The following is a 15,180-nucleotide window of genomic DNA, read 5'->3' on the forward strand; positions in this document are numbered from 1 at the left end:
TGCTCCGAATGCCTGCCCCGTTTGCAGGTGCGGTGCCGTGGGGACACGGTCGAGGCGTTCCGGGCAGCACGAAGAAGGGGAGCATTCATGGGACACGGCGGAGATGTGATCGCGGAACTGACGACCGATCACCAGGAGGTCGAGGAACTGTTCGGCAAGATCGAGGCACTGCCTTCGGGCGATGAGCAGCGTAAGAACTACGCCGATCAGGCGGTGATCGAGCTGGTGCGGCACTCGGTCGCGGAAGAGGCGTACCTCTACCCGGCCGTGCGTGAGTTCCTGCCGGACGGTGACGCGGTCGCCGACCAGGAGATCGAGGACCACGCCGGAGCCGAGCGGACGATGAAGGCACTCGAAGGCGTCGATGCCGGTGACGCGGAGTTCGACCGCCTCATCGGCGAGCTGATGACGGAGATCCGCTCGCACGTCCGGGACGAGGAGGACAACCTCTTTCCGAGGCTGCGCTCGGCGGCTTCCGAAGACCAGCTGATGAACCTGGGGGACAAGGTTCGTCAGGCGAAGAAGACCGCTCCGACCCGGCCGCATCCGTCGGCTCCGGACACGCCGCCCGCCAACAAGCTTCTGGCCCCCGGCGCCGGCATGGTCGACCGGATCAGGGATGCCCTGACGGGGCGTGGCAAGGACTGACGCGCACATCGGTCTCGCACGGGTGCCGTCCGGAACTCGCGTCCGGACCGAAGCACACCGTCTCGGTCGTGCTCGGCCATCAGAACAAGGTCCGACAGCGAGCCGCCTTGCTTCAATGCGCCCGTGCGAGCGGTCGGGGAGGACGAGGGGAACGACTGCGTGCCGTTAGGCCGGACGGGCCTCCCGGTTTGTAAGGGCGGAGCCCTGGATACACGGTCGGGGCAACACGGTCGGTGAAGGAGATGGGTACCTCGTGGGTCACGACGGAGACGCCAAGGCTGAAGCGCGCACACCGTCGGCCGACACGCTCACGGCTCCCGCCGCGGCCATGGTGGAAGGCGGACAGGTCTGACGCCGCGCGGTCTCGTCATCCGGCGGCCGGGCCGGCCGCACCCGGCGTCAGCCGTGTATAGCGGCGCACCTAGTCACCTACTGGAGAGTCGTTCATGGACCCGGTCGATCTGCCCCTTCCCGTCGTCAGGCGTCCGCAGGGGCAGCCCGATGCGAGAGCCCTCGAGCGGGACCTACGGTCCCGCGTCGACGGGGAGGTGCGCTTCGACGCGGGCACTCGGGCGACGTACTCGACGGACGCCTCCAACTACCGGCAGGTACCCATCGGCGTGGTCGTCCCGCGCACGGTCGAGGCGGCCCAAGAGGCGGTCGCGGTATGCCATGAACACGGAGCGCCGCTGCTGTCGCGGGGCGGCGGCACCAGCCTCGCCGGCGAGTGCTGCAACACCGCCGTGATCCTGGACTGGACCAAGTACTGCAACCGGCTGGTCTCCGTCGATGCCCGGAACCGTCGCTGCGTCGTCGAGCCGGGCATCGTGCTGGACGACCTGAACCGTCAGCTGGCCGTACACGGCCTGATGTACGGTCCCAAACCGGCCACCCATCCCAACTGCACGATCGGCGGGATGATCGGCAACAACTCGTGCGGGTCGACGGCTCAGGCGTACGGCAAGGTCGTCGACAACCTGCACCGCCTCGAAGTCCTCACCTACGACGGCGTACGGATGTGGGTGGGCCGGACGGACGACGACGAACTGCGACGGCTCACGGCGTCCGGCGGGCGCACCGGCGAGCTGTACCGCGGCATGACGGCCCTGCGCGACCGGTACGCCGGCCTCGTCCGCGAGCGCTACCCCGACATCCCGCGCCGGGTCTCCGGCTACAACCTCGACTCGCTCCTGCCCGAGCACGGATTCGACGTCGCCGGACTGCTGACCGGCTCCGAGTCCACGCTCGTCACCGTTGTGCACGCCGAACTCGCACTCGTCCCCGTACCGAAGCACAGCGCGCTGGTCGTCCTGGGCTATGAGGACATCTGCCAGGCCGCCGACCACGTGCCGGCCGTCCTCCAGCACGAGCCGGCGGCGCTGGAGGGAGTGGACCACCAGCTGATCCACTTCGAACAGAAGAAGCACCTCAACCCCGATGCGCTGAAGGAACTCCCCGACGGACGGGCCTACCTGATGGTGCAGCTCAACGGGGACACTCGCGAGGAGGTGGAGGAGCGGGCCAGGGCGCTCATCAACGCGAAACCCGAAGACGTCGACCACACCTGGTACGACGACCCACAGCACGTCGGACAGCTGTGGAAGGTGCGCGAGTCCGGACTCGGCGCGACCGCGCACGTCCCCGGCCAGCCGGACACCTGGGAAGGCTGGGAGGACTCGGCCGTGCCCGTGGACCGCCTCGGCGACTACCTGCGCGACCTGAAGCGCCTGTACGAGGAGTTCGACTACGGGCACCCCTCGGTCTACGGCCACTTCGGCCACGGCTGCGTCCACACCCGCATCCCCTTCGACCTGGAATCCGAGGAGGGCGTCACCCGAATGCGGGCGTTCGTGGAACGCGCAGCCGACCTCGTCGTCTCCTACGGCGGGTCGCTGTCCGGCGAGCACGGGGACGGCCAGTCCCGGGGCGAGCTGCTGGAGAAGATGTTCGGACCGGAGCTGATCGAAGGCTTCGAGCGGCTGAAGGGGCTGTTCGACCCGGAGAACCGCATGAACCCCGGGAAGATCGTCCTGCCCTACCGCCTCGACAAGAACCTGCGCCTGGGCGCGGACTACCTGCCCTGGGAGCCGGATACCGTCTTCTCCTTCCCGCACGACGACGGCAAATTCAGCCGGGCCGCGGCCCGCTGTGTGGGAGTGGGCAAGTGCCGCTCCTCGCAAGGCGGGGTGATGTGCCCCAGTTACCGGGCCACCCGAGAGGAAGAGCACTCCACCCGGGGCCGCGCCCGCCTGCTGTTCGAGATGGTCAACAACGACGGCGACTCCCCGGTCACGGACGGCTGGCGCTCCGACGAGGTCCACGACGCCCTCGATCTCTGTCTCGCCTGCAAGGGCTGCAAGGCGGACTGCCCGGTCAACGTCGACATGGCCACCTACAAGGCCGAGTTCCTGCACCAGCACTACAAGGGACGGCTGCGGCCGCTCGCCCACTACTCGATGGGCTGGCTGCCAGCCGTCGCACGAGCCGTCGCGCTCGCGCCCCGCACCGTCAATGCCCTGGCATCCGTGCCCTGGGTGGCACGGGCGGCGAAGGCACTGGGCGGGGTGGCACCGGAGCGGGACGTGCCGGTCTTCGCCGAGCAGCGCTTCACCGACTGGTGGCGTGAGCGCGGCGGGCCGCGCGGTGACGGACACCGGGGCGTGGTCGTCGTCTGGCCCGACACCTTCACCGACCACTTCCACCCTGCCGTCGGCCGCGCCGCCGTCGAGGTCCTGGAAGCGGCCGGTTTCCGGGTCAAGGTCCCCGACCGTGCGGTCTGCTGCGGGCTGACATGGATTTCCACGGGACAGCTCGGCGTTGCGCAACGGGTCCTGCGCCACACCCTCGACGTGCTCCGTGAGGACCTGCGCCGGGGCACCCCCGTCATCGGTCTGGAACCGAGCTGCACCGCAGTCTTCCGCGCCGACGCCGTGGAGCTGCTGCCGAAGGACCCGGACGTGGAGCGGCTGCGTGCCCAGACCAGGACGCTCGCCGAGCTCCTCGTGGAGCGCGCCGACGACTGGCGACCGCCCCGGGTCGACGCCCGGGCGGTCGTCCAGCGCCACTGTCACCAGTACGCCGTCATGGGATTCGACGCCGACCGCGAGATCCTCGAGCGCGCCGGGGTCGACGCCGACGTCCTGGACGCCGGATGCTGCGGACTGGCCGGCAACTTCGGCTTCGAGAAGGGCCATTACGACGTGTCCATGGCCTGCGCCGAGGCGGGACTGCTGACCGCCGTGCGGCAGGCCGACGATTCGACCCTGGTGCTCGCCGACGGCTTCAGCTGCCGTACTCAGGTCGACCAGGCGGGCACCGGGCGCACCCCGCTGCACCTCGCGGAGGTCCTCGCGGCCGCCCTGCACGGGAGGGAGGCCGTTGCAGACCGGCCCGTGCCGCCGCGGCGACGCGCCCTGCTGCCGCTGGCCGGCGTGGGCGCCGCCCTGTTCGCGGCGGTCGTCGCAGCCCGACGTGCTCGGACGTCCCGCCCGATCTCCTGAGGAAGTGTGACCACGCCGGAACGCTCACCAGCCGACCGGAGACACTGCGTCCGCAGCCTTGCCGAATCGTGCCGAACATTCCAACAGCAGGGCGTGGACGAACCCTTGCGGCAGATTGCCGCGCAGCTGGCGCTGCGCCACGTCGTACTCCTCGGCGAAGAGTCCGGTGGGCCCGCACGCCGAGCGGGTCCGCTCGAACCACCGTGCCGCTTCGGTGTGCTGACCCTCCGCGTGGGCGGCCAGCGCCATCGTGAACCCGCACAGCAGGAAGGCACCCTCCGCGTCGCCCAGCGGCTGGTCCCCGTGCTGGAAACGGTAGACGTAGCCGTCCTGCGCCAGTCGGTGTGCTACGTGTGAGCGGGTGAGGGGGAGGCTGGGGTCAGCGTGCGGCACCGCCCCGCGGGCCAACGGCAGCAAGAGGGCCGCCTCGGGCCCGGTGTCGTCGTCGGCGCGCTGCCAATGGCCGTCGGGATGGACGCAGCGGGACCTGGTCACGTCGAGGATGCGGTCGGCCAGGCGTGACCAGTCCGCCGAGGCGGGAGTGCGCAGCTCCCTGGACAGGTCGCGCAGGCCGACGACACAGCAGAGACGGGAATGGGTCCACCAGCGGTTCTCCAGCTCCCACAGCCCGGCATCGGGCTGCGTCCAGCGCTCCGCGACGGCTTCGGCGGCCAGGGTGGCGGCTTCGGCTGTCCGGGTGTCCAGGACGCCGTGGCGGGCGGCAGCGGCGAACAGCTGGAGTGCCTCCCCGAAGACGTCGAGCTGGAACTGCCGGCCTGCTCGGTTGCCGGTCCGGTCGCTGCCGCCGGGGTAGCCGACGTACGGCAGGTCGCGTTCGGGTGGCAACGGCTTCCCGTCCACCGTGTAGGCGGGGCGCAGCTCGGCGCCGTCTTCCAGGATGCGGTCGGCGACGAAGCCCACCGCGCGGTCGAGCAGGGGGTGCGGGCCGTGGGCGGCGACCGCGATGCCGGCGTAGCACTGGTCGCGGACCCAGGCGTAGCGGTAGTCGTAGTCGCGTCCGGTGTCGGCGCGTTCGGGCAGCGAGGTGGTGGCCGCGGCGACCATGCCCCCGGTGGCGCTGGTCAGTCCGTTCAGTACCGCGTATGCCATGCGGGTGTCGCGGGGTGCGGCGGTGTCCGAGCAGTCCGGTACGGCCTGCTTCCACCACCGTTCGGTGGCGTTCCACAGGGACTGCGGGGCGAGGGGAGCGTGTTGCGGCTCCGTGGAGATCTCCAGGACGAGGTCGTGGGCGCCGCCCTCCGGCAGACGCAATCGGGCGTGCAACCCGCCGTCGGTCCCCGGACGGGCTTCCCCGGCTCCGGTGAGCCTCACGTACAGGGCACCGGAGTATGCCCTCCAGATGCCGCTCTCCTGCCGCATCCGAGTCATGGGCTGCTGCCCGTAGTCGGCGCGCACATCGAGGTCGATGTCGACGAGGGCGGCACCGCGAACGGCGCGGATCTGCCGGAGCAGCACCACGCGTCCGGTGTCGGCCGGGGCCGCCAGGGCCTCCCGGCAGGAGACGATGCCGTCGGCGGTGACCCACCGGCTGACCCGGATGAGTGAGCCGTCCTCGTAGTAACCGCCCCACACGTTCCACCGGTCGGCGGGACGGACGCGAAACCGGCCGGGGCCGCCCAGCAGGCCGTTGAAGACGGCACCGTCGTGCCAGGCGGGTGCGCACAGCCAGGCGATCCCTCCGCGTGGATCGATGAGGGCCCCACGCTCCCCGTCGGCGATCAAGGCGTAGTCGCGCAGGGGCCAGGGGCTGTCGGCCCCGGTGGCTGTGGCCGCGTCGTCGGTCGTGCCGGGCCGGGTCATGCGGTGCGGTAGTGGTCGGCGGCCGTCCGGTCGAGGGAGAGACCGTGGCCCGGTTCGCCGGAGGCGCCCGGGGTGACGCTGCCGCCCTGCGGATCGAGGGTGCCGCGAAACAGCATGTTCTCGATGCGGACGTGGTCGTGGAACCACTCCAGATGACGGGTGTTGGGCACGGCTGCGGCGACATGGACGTGCAGGTGGGGAGCGCAGTGGCCCGAGATGTGCAATCCGAGCCCTTCGGCCACGGCGGCGGCGCGGAGCCAGACGGTGATGCCGCCGCAGCGGGTGACGTCGGCCTGCAGGCAGTCGACGGCTTCCGAGGTGGCCATGCGAGTGAGGTACGGCAGGTCGTAGCCGTACTCGCCGGCGGCGACATCGGCGGTGACCGCGTTGCGTACTTCGCGCAGCCCGGTGAGGTCGTCGGAAGAGACGGGCTCCTCCAGCCAGGTGACACCGAGATCGGCCATGGCCGCTGCCATGCGTACGGCCTGTTTGCGGGTGTAGCCGCCGTTCGCGTCGACGTACAGCTCGGCGGTATCGCCCACGGTACGGCGGGCCAGCGCGGTGCGATCCAGGTCGCGGGCCTCGCAGCGCCCCCAGGACTCGGCGACCTTGATCTTGACGCGGTCGATGCCCTGGCCGGTCCAGTCGCGCAGCTGCTGTTCGAGTTGAGTGTCGTCGTAGGTGGTGAGGCCGCCGCTGCCGTACACAGCGACCTCGGTGCGGGCCCGGCCCAGCACATGCACCAGGGGGAGGTCCAGCAGGCGTGCCTTGAGGTCCCACAGGGCCGTGTCGACGGCGGAGACGGCTCCGGCGGCGATGCCGGGTCTGCCGGCGTTGCGCAGAGCCCGGCTCATCCGGTCGTTGGCAGCGGGGACGTCGAAGGCGCCATACCCGACGACAAGGTCCGCCAGTTCGTGCTCAACGACGGGGGCGCTGGCGGGCGAGCCATAGGTGAAGCCGAGGCCCGTCACGCCCGCCCCGGTGGCCTCGACCAGCACCAGGGTCGTCGCGTCCCAGGTCAAGGTGGCGTCGCCACCAGGCAGATCGGTGGGGATCCGGTACACCGAGACAGCCAGGTGCTCCACGACGGGCCCGTCGTGGAGCACCTGGACCTGCGACGCTTCCTGGGTCACTTGTTCTTCTCGGTGCTGTCGTGCTCGCCGGCCCCGGGACGGTCGCCGCGGTGGCGGCTGCCGGGAAGCATTTCCTGCACCTTGGCCTTCAGCCCCTGCTTGGCCATGGCGCTCCGGTCGCTGTCGCCCTTGAGGATCGCGGTGGCCGCTGCCTCGATCTGGTCCAGGGAGGCGTGCGGCGGGATCGGCGGGACGGCCGGGTCGGTGCGGAAGTCGATGACGAACGGCCGGTCGGCGGCCAGGGCCCGGTCCCAGGCGGCCTCCACCTGCTTGGCCTTTTCCACCCGCACCCCGTCCAGGCCGATGCGCTGGGCGATGTCGGCGTACGGCAGGTCGGGGATGGCTTGCGACTCCTCGAACTGGGGAGCGCCGGACATGGCGCGCATCTCCCAGGTGACCTGGTTGAGGTCACCGTTGTTCAGCACGGCCACGATCAGCCGCGGGTCCGACCACGCGCGGTAGTACTTCGCGGCGGTGACCAGCTCCATCATGCCGTTCATCTGCATGGCACCGTCGCCGACCAGGGCGATCGCGGGCCGGTCGGGGTGGGCGAACTTCGCTCCGATGGCGTACGGCACGCCGGGGCCCATCGTCGCCAGGGTGCCGGACAGGGAGCCGCGCATACGGCCACGCAGCCGCAGGTGACGGGCGTACCAGTTGGCGGCCGAGCCGGAGTCGGCGGCGAGGATCGCGTCGTCGGGCAGCTTGCCGTCCAAGGCGTGGACGACGTACTCCGGGTTGACCGGGTCGGCGCTCACGGCAGCGCGGCGCTGCATGACCTCCCACCAGCGGGCGACGTCCTTCTCGACCTTCTCCCGCCAGGTCCGGTCCTGCTTGCGATGCAGCTTGGGCAGCAGCCGCTGCAGCGTCTCGCGGGCATCGCCGACGAGGTTGACCTCGTTCGGGTAGCGCAGACCGATCATGAACGGGTCGATGTCGATCTGCACCGCCCGCGCCTGGTCCAGCTCCGGCATGAACTGCGTGTACGGGAAGCTGGAGCCGATCATCAGCAGGGTGTCGCACTCCTGCATCAGCTCGTAGGAGGGGCGGGTGCCCAGCAGCCCAATGGAGCCGGTGACGTAGGGCAGGTCGTCGGGCAGGGCGTCCTTGCCGAGCAGGGCCTTGGCCACTCCGGCTCCGAGCACGTCCGCCAGCCGTTCGACCTCCTCGCGGGCGCCGCGGGCGCCCTGCCCGATGAGGACCGCGACCTTCTCACCTGCGTTCAGGACGTCGGCGGCCCGCTGGAGGTCCTCCTCGCCCGGCACCGGCGCGTAACGCCCCAGGCCCAAGCTGGAGGGCACCATCTTGAAGGCGTGCGTGGGCGGGCTGTAGTCCAGCTCCTGCACGTCCGCCGGCAGAATGATCGCTGTGACGGTGCGCTTGGCGTAGGCGGTGCGAAACGCGCGGTCGATGAGGTTCGGCAGCTGCTCGGGCACCGTCGCGGTCTCGCAGAAGTCGGAGGCGACGTCCTTGTAGAGACTCGCGAGATCCACTTCCTGCTGATAGGAGCCGCCCATGGCACTGCGGTTGGTCTGCCCGACCAGCGCCACGACGGGAACGTGGTCCAGCTTGGCGTCGTAGAGCCCGTTCAGCAGGTGGATCGCGCCTGGCCCGGAGGTAGCCGCGCACACCCCGACCTTGCCGGAGAACTTCGCGTACCCGACGGCCTGGAACGCGGCCATCTCCTCGTGTCGGGCCTGGACGAACTTCGGCTCGTTGTCCGCCCGCCCCCAGGCCGCCAGCAGACCATTGATGCCGTCGCCCGCATAGGCGAATACATGGTCGACATCCCACTCGCGCAGCCGCTGGAGGATGTAGTCGGACACCTTGGTGCTGGCCATGCAAGCTCCGTTTCCGATCCCGTCCATGAACCACTGTCCTCTGCGCCAGGGCCGTGCACCGGGGCGCGCGAGGTACGACTCTTCAGGGGTAACCGTGCTGGTACGGGCGAAACGCCACGCTCGCGGAGTCCGCCCGGTCGTCCGAGCGTCAGCCCAGGGAGGTGAAAGGACGTTGCACGCTTGCTCGCAGCGGCGGCAGGCTTCGACGCAGACTCGACAGTGCTCATGCTGGTCGGCGTGGCCCGCGCACTCGTCACCGCAGGCTTTGCAGACGGTGGCACACGCCGGGAGGAGGGCGCGGGTGATGTTTGCGTCGTAGCCCGTGTGACGGGAAAGGCCGCGGCCGTCGCCGTGCAGATGTCGGCGCAGTCGGCATCGGTCCTGATGTACTTGGTCAGTTCGGCGACCATGTCCTCCGACAGGCAGGCGTCCGCGCAGGCGGCGCACGCGGGGTCTGCCGCTGGGCGGGCGTGCCCCTCAGCGAGGACGAGGAGAAACCCCTCGCGCGGGACGTGCTGGCCATGGTTGACGGTTTCGCCACGGCGGGCTCGCGCCACTGGCGGGCCAGGCGGGCCCGTACCCGTTAGGAACAGCGATTCGCGGATCTGGTGACCCGGGTCAGGTCCGGGGCAGTCGACGCCACGACCGGTTCCGTACTGGACCGCGTCTGCGGCCACCGCGACGCCTCCGGCGCCGAGCTGTCACCCCGGATCGCGGCGGTGGAACTCCTCAACGTCATCCGGCCTACCGCCGCACTGAGCTGGTTCGTGGCCTTCGCCGCGCACGCCCTGCACCGCTGGCCGGAGCACCTGGAAGGGCTGCGGTCGGGCGAGGCGGCCTTCGCCACCGCCTTCGCCCATGAGGTCCGCCGGTTCTACCCCTTCGCCCCGTTCCTGGGCGGGCAGGCTGTCACCGACCTGACCTGGCACGGCCGCCGCGTCCCGGCCGGCGGGCTGGTTCTGCTGGACGTCTACGGGCAGAACCACGACGAGCAGTTGTTCAAGGACCCGTACGCCTTCCGCCCGGAGCGCTTCCTCAACCACCCGCCCGGCAGGGACGACCTGATCCCCCAGGGCGGCGCGGACCCCCGCGCCGGACACCGCTGCCCCGGCGAGGCCATGGCGGTGGGCGTCCTTGAGACGCTTGCCCAGCGCTTGGCCCAGCTGAGCTATGACGTTCCGCCGCAGGACCTGACCATCCCCTTGAACCGCATCCCTACCCGACCCCGCAGCGGAATGATCATCAAGATGCTCGCGTAGGCACTGGGCGGTTGCCGTGCCCTGAGACGAACTGATCACCGAGCGCGCCGGCCACTCCCCACCGCTCCCGAACTGCGCCGCGCCCCTGATACGTGCGCGGTCGGCCGTCACGTGGGTGGGGCGTGCCAGGGCGCCGGAGGTCTCGCTGATCACGTGGTGTGCGCTGTCCTCGGTGCGGACCACGCCTGCCACGCGGTTGCAGGCGAGAACGGACGTCTCCGTCCCGTAGGGCGAGGAAGGTGGCACCGCATCGTGTTCACTCGTCTGCGGGTCGATCCGCGCACCCAGGACTACTACGAGCGCCGGATCAAGGAGGGAAAGACCCGACGTGAAATCGTCCGATGCCTCAAACGCTACGCGGCCAGGGAGGTCTTCCACCTGGTAAAACAGCTGCAGCCAGCACCCCGCTCATAGGGGCTGTCGTGACAGATGAGAGGCTCAGACGGGTGAGCGAGACACCACCGAACACCCTGCAATACCGCTTTGACGGGCCAGAAGACGCTCCGGTCCTGATCTTGGGTCCCTCACTGGGTACCACATGGCACAGGTTGTAGAGACCGTCTATGGGCGTCCACGCCAGTCCATGGTGTGTGCGTTGTAGCAGGTCAGGGCTTTGCGATCCAGTGGCGTCGGCGTAGTTGGTGACAGACGTGTGACAGGGCCAGTGATACGGCGAGGCCCCGCCGGGGTCCGTCCTGACGGGACTTTGAGCCGAGCCGTGAGACGACGAAGTGCATCGGAGCGCTCCGGTGCGGCTTCGTCAGAGACCGGCTGCGCTGGCGCGCACGATGCGGTTGGCGCTTCATGCGGTCCGTGCTCCTGTGACGCTTCTAGGGTTCGCCTACTTTGCGATTGCACTCGTTGGGAGGGCATTCCATGTATTCAGGGCGTGCGTTGTCAGTGCCCCCTTGTACCGTCCGGATGTGCCACGTAACCAGCGCTCCCTGAGCGACCAACAAGCCCAGTGGGTACTCCAGCCCATGGCCGGCGGCCACACCACCAGGGCGGAGGCTGCAGAAGAACTGGGTGTATCGCGTGCTGTGATCGACGGCATCGTCGGGGGCCGGAGCTACCGTCACCTCCCCCGACCTACGTCCCTGCCGCTACCACGACCGCGCACGTACCGCGGCAGCGCAGAAACGCCAGAGCGCAGAGCCTTGCGGGAGGCACAGTTCTGGACATCAGTGGACACGTCACCGGGCGAGGCTGAATGCTGGCCCTTCCTCGGCACGCTCAACATCGACGGCTACGGCCAGTACTACGCCGGACGAACTCTGATCGGTACCGTCAGTGCCCATCGGGTTGCTTATGTGCTGGCTAATGGCCTGGCCTCGAACCTTCCCGCACACAGACTCGTTCGGCATCTATGCGCCAATCCCCCCTGCTGCAATCCGGCACACCTGACGGTTGGCTCGCAGCGAGACAACATGACGGACCGCTTTCGCCTTCATCGGGACCGGCCTGGCCCCCACGCGGTGCGAACCTTGATCCCACCGCCTCCCGGCGGGTGGAGGGTGATGAGCGGCGACCTGAAAGAGCTGGCACGAAAGGCACTCGAGGCGGAGTTCTGGCGGAAGATCGACCGCAGCGGCGGCGATGCCGTGTGCTGGCCCTGGATGGCGGCGAGTCGGCATGACTTCGGATACGGCTTCGTGTACTGGGAAGGTCGCCACACGCAGGCTGCCCGGGTCGCTTATGTCCTGCACCACGGTCTGACCCTGGCGTGTATCGACAGTGATCTTGTTGTTCGGCATCTGTGTCCTAGAGGCAGTAATCCGGGCTGCTGCAACCCGCGCCATCTCAAGCTGGGGACACAAAAGCAGAACATGCATGATCGTCTGGCGCAGGGCAAGTATGACCGGGGAGATGACCACTTCGCGACCAAGGTGTCCAACCGGGAGGTCAGGGCATTGCGGGAGGAGTACTGGAACGCTCCTCATGGGAAGCGGCCTAAGCTCGAAGTCCTTGCCCAGCGGCATGGCGTGTACTGGGGGACCATTCACCGTTGGTTGCGCGGGGCCGGCCGCCAAGAAGCAGGCGGCCCCACCGGCGAACTGGAGCCCGAGGCGGAGGCACGGACAAACCATGCACGCGGCGAAGCCCACCGTATGGTGAAGATTTCGGACGCTCGGGTGCGCGAACTACGCGAGACGTACTGGAGCATGCCCACGAAGCAGCGGCCGTCCACCGTGTCGCTAGCCGCACGGCTGGGCACGGACTCCAAGACCGTGTGGAACTGGCTGCACGGAAAGTCGCGGCTGTTGGCGGGCGGCCCCACCAGCTCCTTTGAGAACAGCGGGCAGCAATCCGGGAAAGAGCCCATACCTGATCGGCAGTCGTGACGAGCTGTACCGGTGTCAGCGGGATCCCTCGGGTTCGATCACCGCCGTTCGGCTCGGAACAGTCAATGGGTTGGTAGTAAAACGTCGGCCAATCACTCACCAGCCGGTCACTGGGCCTGCGAAAGCCCACGCGCGGGCAGGTAAGCGAACAACAACCGTCGTACGGCGCCGGAACCCTCTGGCCTACCTCAAATCAGCACGGCCGACCGGTGAGGTCTCACACAGTGGGCCCATGACAACGGTCCGCACCGTGCGCACCTACGGGCAACTCGCTCTGCTTCCCCTCGGGTTCGCGAGCATCATGTACGGCGACCTGCTCTTCCGGGACGGCCAGCGGGGGCTGGGCAAGTTCCTCTTCATCAGCGGATGGGTGGTGGCACTTTCCGGGATGCCAGCCCTGAACCGCTACCTGAAGGCGAACCATCTCCGCGAGGGCATCCTCAAAATCTTCGTGATCCTGTTCATCGTCGGGAGCTTCGCGGTCCCCGGCCCGATCGTCAGTCTGGTCAAGGTCTTCGAGGGCACGGCGCAGCCGGTCAACTACCGGCAGGCCGCGCTCTCGTTGGCACTGATCTACATCGCGCTGACGATCCTGTCTCGGATCGCCGAGCCGAAGGACCACGTCCTGGAGCGGCTCACGAGCCGTATCCAGCGAGCGGCTGTCTTCCGGGCGCTGGCGAACGTGACCGGCATCTTCGCCGTGGTGGCCCTCCTGGGGGCACGGTTCGTCGCCACGCACCCGGTGCCTCTGATTTCCACTGGCCTGACGCTCGTGGTGGCCGCCGCGGTGGTCACCCACAAGACATTCGCCCGGGCGCGGAAGCTGTGCACGCAGATCCACGCCGACACGCAGACCCTGCTGAGAGACCTCGACGAGCTCGACCAGGCACGCAGCCGCAGCACGACGAGCACGGCGAAGCCCTGGATCCGGCGGCTGCGCGGCGAGCGGCAGGCGGGCGGCGGCCACGTCGACGAGCAGAAAGCGGCGCTGCGGGCTTGGGACGCCGTCAAGCTCGGCCTGTCCACGCCCGTGGACACCGGCTACCGCCGCATCGGCCTGCCGTTCCTCACCGACGAGGTGGTGGCTGAGATCGAGGCGAAGGTGCGGACAGCCGTCCACGGCGGAAGAGCCGGCCCTGCGCGGGCGGACCTGCAGGCCATTCAGCGGGCGTGCTCGGGGCGCATCGACGTCCTGGCCTAGACGAGTAGTTCCGTATGTGGGGGAGGGTGTCCAGCATCGGGTTGTGACGACCGAGCTAGACACCCTCTTGACCGCACTGTACGTGCATGTCGACGACCGCTTGAAGACCCCGCGATGGCGGGGCCGGCCGCCCAGGCTGACCGACGCGGAACTGGTCACTCTGGCCGTGGCCCAGGCGGTGTTGGGCTTTCACGGCGAGGCCCGCTGGCTGCGCTTCGCCCACGCCCATCTGCGGGCCATGTTTCCGTATCTGCCCCAGCGCCCGGCTTACAACAAGTGTCTGCGGGCCGCACTGCCGCTGGTGTCGGCGTACACGTGACCGTGGCTCTGGCAAGATTCTCGTAGTCGGAGATCATCTCGGCGCGGGGGGCGGCCGGTCCGCGTAACGGCGGCGAAGATGGGCGATCAGGACGACCTGGTGGCGGAGGAGGGGGACGCCGGCGCGTCCGGCCATCAGGCGTTTTGGAGTTTGAGGTCGGTATCGTGGCAGCCGATCCCGGCAGACGGCCACCGAGATCCGCGAGCCTTGAGAGCGGTCAGGGCTGAGTTGGTTCGCTGGCCGAGCCTCTAGCCCCTCGCGCACCAAGGCTCTACAGCGTGACGTCCTCTGCCGGCGTGGTATGAGTGCCAGTGAGGTCTTCAACCACGGCGAGGTCGAGTTCGGCGGCACGCTCCCACATGTACATCTGCTGCTCAGGGGTCAGGCCCAGCGCCTCGTCAGAAGCGATGAGTTGGAGAGCGGCGGCGGCTAGTCCTGGCGCAGCCGCAGCCACGGCCTGGCGCATGGCCTCGTCGGCGGCTTCGACCGCAGGCAGGTCAGCGGCGTAGCGCGCGGCCATCCCGTGGACCTCGACCGCCCGAGCGCTGATCCGCTCCAGGGCGGCGTTCGCGCAGGCATCGCCTTGGTCGGCGCGCAGCACGGGGTCCACCCGATGGTGGCCCGTGGTCGCGGCGGCCGGTCGCGGCAGTACGTGCTCGGGACCGGATTCCTGGGCGGGCTCGGGGTGGGTGGCTGCAGCGCCCCTCGGTGAGCGGTTGCGCAGCTTGTCCACGCGTTGGCGCACCCAGGCGTTGACGCGAGGGCGGGCGGTGGCGAAGCCCCGGGACGCCGCGTCATATGCGAGGTCCCCCAACCACTGGACCACCTCGCGGGCAAGCAGGTCCGCGAGGTAACGGAGGAACTCGTCGTCGTGGGACCGGTGGTCGTAGCCGTCCTGGTAGCCATCGGCGTACCGGTCGGGGACGTCGAAGAGTTCGGCCTGGCCGATGAGCGAGTTGTCCCGGTCGTCGCGTACGTTGCCGCGCATCCCGTTGGAGGAGGCGCGGGAGTGGTCGAGGTGGGTGCCGGCGGGATACACGGCCTCAACAAGCCTGCGGTTGGGCGGCCGTTCGCTGTCAGACATGGAAGCACTGTAGGAGGCGGCACTGACAGCAC

9 protein-coding genes and 4 pseudogenes are annotated in these 15,180 nt (G+C 69.2%); 8 read left to right on the forward strand and 5 right to left on the reverse strand.

Annotation, left to right across the window (positions count from 1 at the left end):
- Positions 1-87 precede the first annotated feature (87 nt).
- Both ACFZDE_RS25780 and ACFZDE_RS25785 read left to right on the forward strand, forming a co-directional pair.
- Positions 88-648 (forward strand): hemerythrin domain-containing protein, encoded by a 561-nt coding sequence (locus ACFZDE_RS25780; RefSeq protein WP_391203516.1) that lies wholly within the window; start codon positions 88-90, stop codon positions 646-648.
- Positions 649-1,094: 446 nt separating this feature from the next.
- Positions 1,095-4,148 (forward strand): FAD-linked oxidase C-terminal domain-containing protein, encoded by a 3,054-nt coding sequence (locus ACFZDE_RS25785; RefSeq protein ID WP_391203519.1) that lies wholly within the window; start codon positions 1,095-1,097, stop codon positions 4,146-4,148.
- A gap of 24 nt (positions 4,149-4,172) precedes the next feature.
- Here the strand turns inward: ACFZDE_RS25785 and ACFZDE_RS25790 are convergent, their stop codons facing one another.
- The 4 genes and pseudogenes from ACFZDE_RS25790 to ACFZDE_RS25805 form a co-directional block, all read right to left on the reverse strand.
- The gene (locus tag ACFZDE_RS25790; RefSeq protein ID WP_391203522.1) at positions 4,173-5,969 is read right to left on the reverse strand and encodes a glycoside hydrolase family 15 protein; all 1,797 of its coding nucleotides are present in this window, start codon (positions 5,967-5,969) and stop codon (positions 4,173-4,175) included.
- Entirely contained in the window at positions 5,966-7,102 is a 1,137-nt protein-coding gene (locus ACFZDE_RS25795; protein WP_391203525.1) for an enolase C-terminal domain-like protein, read from the reverse strand. Before ACFZDE_RS25795 ends, ACFZDE_RS25790 begins: the two co-directional genes overlap by 4 nt.
- Positions 7,099-8,943, reverse strand: a complete 1,845-nt coding sequence (locus ACFZDE_RS25800) for a thiamine pyrophosphate-requiring protein (protein ID WP_391203704.1) — start codon at positions 8,941-8,943, stop codon at positions 7,099-7,101. The genes ACFZDE_RS25795 and ACFZDE_RS25800 overlap by 4 nt, the downstream gene beginning before the upstream one ends.
- A 165-nt stretch (positions 8,944-9,108) precedes the next feature.
- A pseudogene (locus ACFZDE_RS25805) lies at positions 9,109-9,500 on the reverse strand (four-helix bundle copper-binding protein); the annotation flags it as partial.
- Between the two features lie 51 nt (positions 9,501-9,551).
- On the opposite strand from ACFZDE_RS25805, the gene ACFZDE_RS25810 reads away from it, so the two are divergent.
- From ACFZDE_RS25810 to ACFZDE_RS25835, 6 genes and pseudogenes are all read left to right on the forward strand, one after another.
- Entirely contained in the window at positions 9,552-10,202 is a 651-nt protein-coding gene (locus ACFZDE_RS25810) for a cytochrome P450 (protein WP_391203528.1), read from the forward strand.
- 341 nt (positions 10,203-10,543) lie between these two features.
- Positions 10,544-10,747: pseudogene (locus tag ACFZDE_RS25815) on the forward strand (hypothetical protein); the annotation flags it as partial.
- A gap of 435 nt (positions 10,748-11,182) precedes the next feature.
- A pseudogene (locus ACFZDE_RS25820) lies at positions 11,183-11,620 on the forward strand (HNH endonuclease); the annotation flags it as partial.
- A gap of 99 nt (positions 11,621-11,719) precedes the next feature.
- Complete coding sequence (locus tag ACFZDE_RS25825) at positions 11,720-12,544, forward strand: hypothetical protein (RefSeq protein ID WP_391203722.1); 825 nt, start codon at positions 11,720-11,722, stop codon at positions 12,542-12,544.
- Positions 12,545-12,776: 232 nt separating this feature from the next.
- On the forward strand, positions 12,777-13,745 hold the full coding sequence (locus ACFZDE_RS25830) for a hypothetical protein (protein ID WP_391203531.1): 969 nt from the start codon (positions 12,777-12,779) through the stop codon (positions 13,743-13,745).
- A gap of 43 nt (positions 13,746-13,788) precedes the next feature.
- Positions 13,789-14,049: pseudogene (locus ACFZDE_RS25835) on the forward strand (IS982 family transposase); the annotation flags it as partial.
- Positions 14,050-14,335: 286 nt separating this feature from the next.
- Here the strand turns inward: ACFZDE_RS25835 and ACFZDE_RS25840 are convergent.
- Positions 14,336-15,148 (reverse strand): hypothetical protein, encoded by an 813-nt coding sequence (locus tag ACFZDE_RS25840; protein ID WP_391203534.1) that lies wholly within the window; start codon positions 15,146-15,148, stop codon positions 14,336-14,338.
- Positions 15,149-15,180: the final 32 nt, after the last annotated feature.

It is taken from the genome of Streptomyces sp. NPDC007929, assembly GCF_042959065.1.
Classification (GTDB): Bacteria; Actinomycetota; Actinomycetes; order Streptomycetales; family Streptomycetaceae; genus Streptomyces.

Bases quoted from the DNA above. Each gene is read 5' to 3' on its own strand.
- ACFZDE_RS25830 (WP_391203531.1), top strand. From the start codon at position 12,777: ATGACAACGGTCCGCACCGTGCGCACCTACGGGCAACTCGCTCTGCTT.
- ACFZDE_RS25785 (WP_391203519.1), top strand. From the start codon at position 1,095: ATGGACCCGGTCGATCTGCCCCTTCCCGTCGTCAGGCGTCCGCAGGGG.
- ACFZDE_RS25790 (WP_391203522.1), bottom strand. From the start codon at position 5,969: ATGACCCGGCCCGGCACGACCGACGACGCGGCCACAGCCACCGGGGCC.
- ACFZDE_RS25825 (WP_391203722.1), top strand. From the start codon at position 11,720: ATGAGCGGCGACCTGAAAGAGCTGGCACGAAAGGCACTCGAGGCGGAG.
- ACFZDE_RS25840 (WP_391203534.1), bottom strand. From the start codon at position 15,148: ATGTCTGACAGCGAACGGCCGCCCAACCGCAGGCTTGTTGAGGCCGTG.
- ACFZDE_RS25800 (WP_391203704.1), bottom strand. From the start codon at position 8,943: ATGGCCAGCACCAAGGTGTCCGACTACATCCTCCAGCGGCTGCGCGAG.
- ACFZDE_RS25780 (WP_391203516.1), top strand. From the start codon at position 88: ATGGGACACGGCGGAGATGTGATCGCGGAACTGACGACCGATCACCAG.